At 55.8% G+C, this 8940-nt stretch carries 5 protein-coding genes; all 5 read right to left on the bottom strand.

The features are described from left to right. Window positions 1-136: 136 nt before the first annotated feature. From ACN675_RS18605 to ACN675_RS18585, 5 genes are read right to left on the bottom strand one after another with little or no spacing between them, the layout of a single operon-like run. On the bottom strand, window positions 137-2803 hold the full coding sequence (locus ACN675_RS18605; RefSeq protein WP_420752242.1) for a DEAD/DEAH box helicase: 2667 nt from the start codon (window positions 2801-2803) through the stop codon (window positions 137-139). Continuing rightward, window positions 2800-3858 (bottom strand): DUF1837 domain-containing protein, encoded by a 1059-nt coding sequence (locus tag ACN675_RS18600; RefSeq protein ID WP_420752241.1) that lies wholly within the window; start codon window positions 3856-3858, stop codon window positions 2800-2802. The genes ACN675_RS18605 and ACN675_RS18600 overlap by 4 nt, the downstream gene beginning before the upstream one ends. Continuing rightward, on the bottom strand, window positions 3858-6959 hold the full coding sequence (locus ACN675_RS18595; protein WP_420752240.1) for a type I restriction endonuclease subunit R: 3102 nt from the start codon (window positions 6957-6959) through the stop codon (window positions 3858-3860). The genes ACN675_RS18600 and ACN675_RS18595 overlap by 1 nt, the downstream gene beginning before the upstream one ends. Beyond that, on the bottom strand, window positions 6956-8158 hold the full coding sequence (locus ACN675_RS18590) for a restriction endonuclease subunit S (protein ID WP_420752239.1): 1203 nt from the start codon (window positions 8156-8158) through the stop codon (window positions 6956-6958). The genes ACN675_RS18595 and ACN675_RS18590 overlap by 4 nt, the downstream gene beginning before the upstream one ends. Continuing rightward, complete coding sequence (locus ACN675_RS18585) at window positions 8155-8754, bottom strand: hypothetical protein (protein ID WP_420752238.1); 600 nt, start codon at window positions 8752-8754, stop codon at window positions 8155-8157. Before ACN675_RS18585 ends, ACN675_RS18590 begins: the two co-directional genes overlap by 4 nt. Between the last annotated feature and the right edge of the window lie 186 nt (window positions 8755-8940).

Raw genomic sequence — 8940 nt, 5'->3', positions numbered from 1 at the left:
ATCGCCACGCTGACCACTCGCATCGAATTGTCGCCAGCCCCGTGAGGCGGGCAGTAACCATAGCGAATCATGAGGTCAAGCCTCGGGACGGAAGCGCCGACGCGACGCATACTCGCGGAGTATCACTAGCCGACGACTATGCTCCAGGCACAGGGGTCTGCACCTTTATCATGATGTTCTCAACCTCGGCCCGAGCCTCGTCCGACAACTCGTTACCTGCTAGGACTGCTTCATAATCAAACTCTTCGAGCTCGTCATCGGCAGAGAACTGCAGAGCACTGGCATGATCGGTCAGGAGCTCTGTCGCAACGGCCCGACCGAACCCGACCTCCTGTAGCTGGATCGCCCGCCGATCAGTCGTGCCGTACTCGACGAGCATCGCAGCATTGATTCCAGCCTTGTCACGCCCAAGAGTCATAAGGCTGATGTCGAAGAAGTTCTGCAAGTACCCGATGATGCGGAACCGCAGACCACCCTCGATGTCCCGCAACGTCCACTCGATGATGAGATTTACATGCTTCGTCGAGTTGCGATCGAATGGCTCATTGACCAGGCTCTCGTCGCGCGAGTAGTCGCGATAGGTAATCCATCCACGTTGCGTGTAGTACGCGATTGAGCTGGCGATCACGCGGCTGATCGGATCGCCTCGCACCCAGCCACGCATGAGAAGCGCCCAGTAGTAAAGGCGGCGCTCCCAGCCGGCCTCGTCGGCGTTCTTGGGCATGAGCGGGTCCGTTCCTGACACCTCCGTCGTTCGCCATTCATAGAGATTGCTTAGTCGGCTGAGCACATTCAGAAACGTGTTTACATCCGTCAAATCTGCGTCATTAGCGAGGAGTGGCGTCGCAAAGGCACCGGTGAGATCAGTCCATACGCGGCCTTGATACTTGGGAAGGATGTTCGGAGAGCGGCGCAACACGTCGGTTGGGACCTCGACCGAGGCAGCTGCCTTCCGGAGTAGTTCGCGTCCATCCTTGACCTTGTCGAGAAAGTAGCTCCGAAGCGGCGTCTGCTGGTTGTCGAGCTGATGCAGCGTCAAGATGGATGCGTACTGCTCAACGCTTCGCTGGTGATCTGCTGACGGCGTACCCGGCAAGCTATCGCCCCGCAGGATCCGTGCAATGTCGGTATATTCCTTCTTCCGGTTATTCGCGGGGTTGACGAGAAAGCTCTCTGCACGGGCAGGTTCGGCCCGAGGAATCAATGACTGTGTCGTGCCTGACCAGCGGTTAGCCTCCTCTCGCACACAGACAACATTTCCGGAAAAGTCGTAGGTGAGACGACCAGCGCGCCCGGCGAGATTTTCAAAGTCGATTTTTGTGAAGGCACTGTTACCGTGTTTGTCGCTGAGGACAAAGATGTTCTTTGCCGGGAGATTGACTCCCTCGAGCAGCGTCGATGTACACACTACGAACTGGATTGGTGAAGTAGGATCTGCGAATGCTTGCTCGACCCGTTCACGTACTTCTTGCGGCATCTTGCCGTGATGGAAGGCGACACCGCGACTCAATGTTCTTGCCAAGAAATAGTCTTTATGGACGTACTCGCGGACGTGTTTAATTAGCCCATCAACCTTTTCGTCCGAAATCAGACTACGACGATCCGCCAGACGGAGGGCGAACTCTGCAGATTTTAAAGAGCCATTGATGTAGATGATTGCTTTACGCTCCCCGCTCCTCGAAAGGATGAGGTCGACCACACCCGTCTGCTGAGGTTTAGCTTCCAACTCCTGTGGCGTCGTGTCCAGTCCTGAGAAGTAATACTGGCGGTGAGCGACCAGATCGACAAAGTAGCGATGTTGCGCCACCGTCCGCTCCTTAACGGCCAACGCCCCATTGGTTGCCTTGCCGAAAAGCTCAAGGAAAAGTTCCGGGTTCGCGATGCTTGGCGATGCAAAAACGAGCTTCGTTGCGAACCGACGAGTTGCTTCCACAATGGCGTGATAGTACAGCGAGCTTCGCGCATCGTTCTTGGCAATGACCTTCTGCGCCTCGTCGACGACGAGGTAGTCGATCTCACGCACGGGGTCCGCCAGATAGCGAAGTAACCGTTCGGGAGTCAGCACGAAGATAGTGCGCCGGAACTTCTCGCACAGCAGCTTCGGAAGTGATGGATAGGTCGCAACGTTGACTTCAGGAACCTCGGAAAGGAGACTCCGGAGATCCGCTGCCGTCTGACCGATGAGAGCCTTTGTTGGGACAAGTACAACGACGCAATGGTCGTTCAGCTCTTCGCGCCGAACAATGTCGTAGAGGGCGTCCTTGATTATGAACGACTTGCCGAGTGAGGTAGGCCCCGAAAAACTGAAGTAGTCCTCGCCACGCATCTTCTCCGTAATCGCGTACTGCGCGTCCGTAAGCGTTGCATCACCCCTGCTAGTACGCTGCAGTACCTCCTTCGCGATGCGAAGCGTTCCACGCGATAGCGGCAGCGCATATCGGCTGCCGACACCTTTCTGCAGGGTTCGTATCCCAGGAAAGTTTCCAAGTTGAACAAGCACTGCTTCTGCGACCGCGAGCACCCGGTCACTCAGCTCTTGCTCAAATCCGACGACAGTGTCGTACTCGCGAAGTAGGGCGATCGCCGTGTAGGCCAACTCCCGATGATGGGCGTCGCTGGAGTGAGATAACACGTCGGCATAACGCAAGAGGTGCGTGGCAACAGCTGGACTCAGCACCTGGGTCACCTCGCCCGAGAGGAACGACTCCGCGACGGAGCGCTCAAGACCACCGTAGGCGGACTGAAAGTCCTCGCGTTGGAGGATCATCTCGCTGAGCTGGTCAGCAGCCGTACGCGACATCATTTCTTCGTCTTCTCCTTCGACGGACGCATGTTCTTGCCGCTCAGCTCAGACGCGAGATCGATACGGATGTCCTCAATACCCCGTATAGTGCCGTTGACATTTCGCTTCAGGAACGGCACTGCGTAGATATGGAACTGGTACCCGCCAAGCCCGCGGTTTTGAATTTCAGCCTTGATGGTATCGACTTCAGCAGTCATAGCTGCGAGCGCGAGGTCGCGAAGATGCGTCTCAATTTCTTCGGCCGTATGGTCCGCGAATGGATAAGTCGTCACGTCCAATTCGAACCCGATGAATACCCCAAACGCGTTCGACTTCGTGATCGTCGGCGACCCCGAGGCTGGCGGTAAGAGGATTGATGCCAGAAGCTCGACCTTGTCATCGTCAAGGGTCTCCTTAAGGAGCTCCGACTCTACGAGCCAGGTGTCGAAATCGAAGTCGTCCTCTTGAACCTTACCTATGCTTGCGAAGGCTGCCTTTACACCACGACGAGCACTCGACCCGACGCTCCCGACCACATCGCCGTACATCTTGGACTCGCCGAAGATCAGCTGGTAGTCGCCCGGAGCGGCCTCGAGCAGATGTACGCCGTCGGTGCCGTGTACATAGTGCTCTGATGACGTCTTGAGCTCCATCTTCGAGAGGATCTTTGGCGCTCCCAGGTGCCCCTCAAGAAATGAGTAGAGGAGCAGCTCGCCGCCTTCTCCCGAATTCGGGTCTGGCGCCTTGAACTGGATCTGCGCTTTTCGAAAGAATTCTCCCATCCGGCTAAGATCACTCGTCAACTTGCCGAGATTTTGACGAGACAGAACGTAGCTGATGCTATTGTTTACCAGTTCTCTAAACAGCGGCTTGATCGCGAATTCCCCGCCGTCTACACGGAGAACATGCAAATGCATTATCGTCTTCGCGTGGATATCGAACCGTCTTGGGTCATAGAAGAGGGCTAGGAAACGGTCCCGGTTCATTAGCGATAGAGGCAGAATGGGCTCATCCGCAGATGAGTTAACTCTAGCCCCGTCGACATCCTGTAGATCGCTCGTGTTCACGCTAGCCATCAGTTGTCATCTTTCGAAATTAACCCGAAGAATCGCTCAAAGAATACGTCGAGCTTCTGAATCACACGCTGTTTCTTTTCTCCATGACCTCCACTGCTTGCGAAGCGGGATACGGGCGGCAGCACCTTGGTAATCGCGGTACCGGTAGTGCGCAATGCGCCGTCGCGAAACGCCGTCTCGACGAAGATACGGGTATTGTCGGCACGGAGGTTTTCATCCTCGATAATCTTCGCAAGCTCGGCTTCGCGTTTGGCAGCAATGAATGACTGCCATTCCTCGTCAATGGCGCCATCGACGGAAATGGAATCAACGAAGTCTTCGATCAGGTCCTTCTTGTTGCGCAGGCTTGGGCTAGCATCAACAGCGCGGGATATCTCAGCACGAATCTCTTTGTCCTGCCCATCGCCAAAGCGTTCGCGGTACTTCTGCACGAGCATAAGGATGTAGTCGACGTTGATCTCGACCTGCTTGATCAATTCGATTTCAAAGACCACGTCGTCATTGATAACTTCCTTATCCGCCTCTTTGTCCTTGCGGAAGTCGGCGTAAAGGTCAAGATAGACGCTGCGGTAGTCCTGTCCCTGGCGCGCGGTGAGGATCTCGCTACCCGCGAAGTCGTCGAACGAGGTAAGGATGTTTTCCAGTCTGAGGATCTGGCCGAACAGCTGGATAAAGTCCTTCTGTGCGGCCTCACCGATGATCGGCGCACTAAGCGGAAACGACGTCAACAGCTCGTTGACCTTAGCGGCATACTCGCCGTAGTAGTCACTGTATGGCTTGAGGAGCACGACGCCGCGGGCGTCCTTGTTGCCGAACAGTTCGAGGGCGGCATTGGTCTCGTCTTCGAGGTTGCGGAAGGCGACAATGTTGCCGTACGTCTTTACTGAGTTCAGGATACGATTGGTGCGCGAGTAGGCCTGGATCAGACCATGAGCGCGGAGGTTCTTGTCCACAAACAGCGTGTTGAGCGTGGTCGCGTCAAAGCCAGTCAGGAACATGTTGACTACAATCACCAGGTCAAGCTCGCGGTTCTTCAGCCGCTGCGATAGGTCCTTGTAGTAGTTCTGGAACTTGTCGGCACTTGTGTCGTAGCTGGTGCCGAACAGCTCGTTGTAGTCCCTGATGGCATCGTCAAGAGCAGACCGAGCGTCGGTTGGTAGTGCATCGGTATCGAAGGCCTCGTCGTCAAGAATGCCCTCATCGGTGGCGTCGTTCGCCCCGTAGGAGTAGATCAGGCCGAGCTTGAGCCGTTGGTCTGGCAGAAGCTGCGCCTGTTGCAGCTTGAATTGACTGTAGTAGCGGCGGGCGGCGTCAATCGACGCGGTAGCGAAGATTGCATTGAACCCCCGCACGCGTTTGCGTTCGCGCACCGCTTCAGCTTGGCGGCGGGAGCGGGTCGAGGCGGCCACGTTAGTAACGACTGAGTGCTCGTAGCTGGAGGACCGCTTGGTCTTCTGGTCGAAGTGCGTCAGGGTGTACTTGATAATCTCGCTGATACGGCGGGGATCAAGAAGTGCCCTCTCACGGTCGATGGCCGACACCTGCTTGTCGTCGGGGCTCCCCACCTTGATCGTATTGATGTAATCGATGCGGAATGGCAGGACGTTCTTGTCGGTGATGGCATCGACGATCGTGTAGGTGTGCAGCTTGTCCCCAAAAGCCTGCTCCGTGGTCTTCAGTTGAGGGTTGCCACCAGTGCCCGCGTTAGCAGCGAAGATCGGCGTACCCGTGAAGCCGAACAGGTTGTAGCGCTTGAAGGCCTTTGTAATGTCAGCGTGCATGTCGCCAAACTGCGAGCGATGACACTCGTCGAAGATGATCACCATATGCCCGCCATAGACGGCGTGCCCCTTGTTGGCCTTAATGAAGGTCGACAGCTTCTGGATGGTCGTGATGATGATGCGCGCGTTCGGGTCCTCCAACTGCTTCTTGAGCACCGCCGTGGAGGTATTGGAGTTCGCTGCACCCTTCTGGAAACGGTCGTACTCGCGCATCGTCTGGTAGTCGAGATCCTTACGGTCGACGACAAACAGCACCTTGTCGACACTCGGCAGTTTCGACGCCAGTTGCGCAGTCTTGAACGAGGTCAGCGTTTTGCCTGACCCGGTGGTATGCCAGACGTAGCCGCCCGCCGCGGTCGTGCCCAGCTGCTTATAGTTGGTCGCAATATCGATGCGCTGAAGAATCCGTTCGGTGGCGACGATCTGATACGGGCGCATGACCAGTAGTAGCCGGTCGGCCGTCAGCACGCAGTAGCGAGTCAGGATATGTAGCAGTGTGTGCTTGGCAAAAAACGTCTTCGCGAACGCCGGCAGGTCCTGGATCGGCTTGTTCTGTGCATCCGCCCACCACGACGTGAACTCAAAGGAGTTGGACGTCTTACGGCCCTTCCCAGGCTTCTGTCCTTCTTTCAGGTGCTGACTGCGGGTGGTATTGGAGTAATACTTCGTCAAGGTGCCGTTGCTGATGACGAACAGTTGGACGTACTCAAACAAGCCTGAGCCGGCCCAGAAGCTGTCCCGCTGATAGCGGTCGATCTGGTTAAACGCCTCGCGGATGTCGACACCCCGGCGCTTGAGTTCGATGTGAACCATCGGCAGACCATTGACCAGCACCGTCACGTCATATCGGTTGGCATAGTTCGCACCGCCTTCACCGCGGTCGATCTCGTACTGGTTAATGACCTGCAGGCGGTTGTTGTGGATGTTGTGCTTGTCGAGCAGGGTGATGTTCTTGGTCGAGCCGTCCTCGCGCTTTAGGAGCTGGACGTGGTCCTCTTGGATGCGGACTGTCTTCTCCGCGATGCCGTCGTTCTTCCCAGCGATCTTCTGTTCGAAGAAGTCCTGCCACTCCGCGTCCGAGAACGTGATGTGGTTCAGCTCTTCTAGCTGGATGCGCAGATTCGCGACGAGCTGCGCCTCAGACGCGATGGGCAAGTACTCGTACGCCTGCGATCGCAGCAGGCGGATCAGTTCGCGCTCAAGATCAGCCTCCGATTGGTACGCCGTCTCGGTCTTTTCGTCCGGCACATACTCGGCGACGACCGTGCTCTCGGCAGAAACGGCGATCGGGTCGTACTTTCGAGGGGTTGCATCACTCACGTCACCGACTCCTCGAAGCTCAACAGCTTGTCACGGTAGTACTCGTATTGCGTGCGGCGGGCAGTGAGCTCTGCGGGTAGACCGATACTAGGGTCATGCAGAAGAGCGTCGAACTTGTCGAGGATAGACACAATCCGTTCTTGCTCCTCTGCGCTCGGCACAGGAATCTTAATCTTAGTGAGCCCTAACGCAGAGAGGCGCTTAACCTTGCCACGCGCAACGTAGTTCGCCTTCTGACTGTGGAAGTCACCGGTTTGGACTGCGTATGCGACGTACTTCGGATTCATATCCGAGGTAAATGAGAACGTATCATCGTGCACCGCAACAGGCTCATCGCCGAGCCATGCCACGGCCTTGCCAACGTCCTCGACCGTTTCACCGACTCCTGCGAATATCACGTCGCGCGGCTGTGCGAACCGCAACCGGCTGGCCAAATCCGAGCGCACCTCACGCAGTGCACACGACGCCGAGACACCGTAGTCCGTGTAGATCTCGCCGTAATGGATGCTCGGGATTCCTGATTCCACCACGTCATTTTTCGTGAATCGACGACCACGGATGAATGTACCGAGTTCTCCCATGGCCACCTTCGGCGCATCAGTAGCCAATAACAGAGAATCGCGATAGAAGATGTACTGGCGGCGGCGCGCTTCCAACTCCGCTTCCAGCCCAGCTTCGAGCTCGGTGAATTGATTCAACACTCGGACGATTTCCCGTTGTACGTCGAGAGGTGGGATGGGGATTCGGAAGTTCAGGATAGCTTCCTTATTTCCGCGTGGCATTTTCGCACCCTTGGCGTGCTGCATGTTGTAGACGAAGAATCCATCAGAAGAGAGAAGGTAGTAGAGAAATTTTGGTTCGATGGATTCGCGGTGCGCGTTAGAGATGCGAATGGCAAGCACGTCTCCGCTGCAACCTCCGCTCTCGGTTGCAAACCAAACCTTCTTGAGGTAAGGGCGAATGTTCCCGAGCAGTATATCCCCGGCCTCATACGCGGTTAGCCGCGCAGTGTTTGGTAGATAGCTCGCATCTGTCTTGCCGCCCTTGTTCGAGATCAAATTATCGACACCGACAAAATTGGTCTCGTCAAGCTCTGACGCGTCAACACGGGTATTTGAGTATCCCGTGACTGCAGACAGCGGTACGTGCTTTACTCCCTTCGGAGCGAGCTCCGCGATCAACTCATCGATCCGGCTCATGAGACCCCACCTTCAGTACGGATCAATGGTGCTGTGCCATTCCAGCCGAGAGATGCGATCGCCTGCGCCATCTCCTGATTGTTTCGAATATTGTTGACTATGCCGAGCACTAACTTACGACAGGGAGGGTACTTATTTAACGCTTCAGCTTCATTGGAATCGCCGTGAATCACCTCGCTGAGCTCGCTAAATAACTTGTATCCGTTACTTGAGAACTCCGATGGAATGATGTGGCTGTCTGCGTCAACTTCCTCAAGTAAAGACCTGAATGATTTTCGCCTGCCGTTGCTTCGAACGGTAGCAATGCCAACTGCTTCAGCCGCTTGCGACGTAGTCATTTCGAAGATCTTCCGGAGATAGATCATCGCCCCCGCTCCGAGATTATCATCGAATGCAATCTGCGCTCGTTCGAGTAGATCGTCGATCTGTTCAGTGCCGAGACCGTTACTACCTGCTGTGTCACGTCTGTTCTCGGTGTACCGCTCTAGGTAAACTACTGGCGCCTGGGAAAATAAATCGTCGTCACATCCCACAAGAAACCAAGTCTCTGTTGCAGCGCCGCAGGCCGAACACCGCAAAGCGGCGTCTACGCTCACCGACTTGTCACCCGTGACGAGACACGATAGGACGTCTCGCGAAAAGAACGTGCGGATCTCGCCACACGTAAGACAGTAGTAGTTTCGAATTATCTGGCCTACGCGAATATTCTTATGCTGTCCCCAGCTCATTCTCCGATATCCGAGAAAACCTTCGACTTGAGCCTTCGAAGTGTCGGGTGCTCG

Origin of the sequence: Rhodococcus sp. O3, assembly GCF_048897285.1 — a bacterium.
Lineage (GTDB): Bacteria > Actinomycetota > Actinomycetes > Mycobacteriales > Mycobacteriaceae > Rhodococcus.
Note: the sequence above shows the minus strand (reverse complement) of the source record. Positions and strands in the feature narration are given on the sequence as shown.

Bases quoted from the DNA above. Each gene is read 5' to 3' on its own strand.
- ACN675_RS18600 (WP_420752241.1), bottom strand. From the start codon at position 3,858: ATGGCTAGCGTGAACACGAGCGATCTACAGGATGTCGACGGGGCTAGA.
- ACN675_RS18590 (WP_420752239.1), bottom strand. From the start codon at position 8,158: ATGAGCCGGATCGATGAGTTGATCGCGGAGCTCGCTCCGAAGGGAGTA.
- ACN675_RS18605 (WP_420752242.1), bottom strand. From the start codon at position 2,803: ATGATGTCGCGTACGGCTGCTGACCAGCTCAGCGAGATGATCCTCCAA.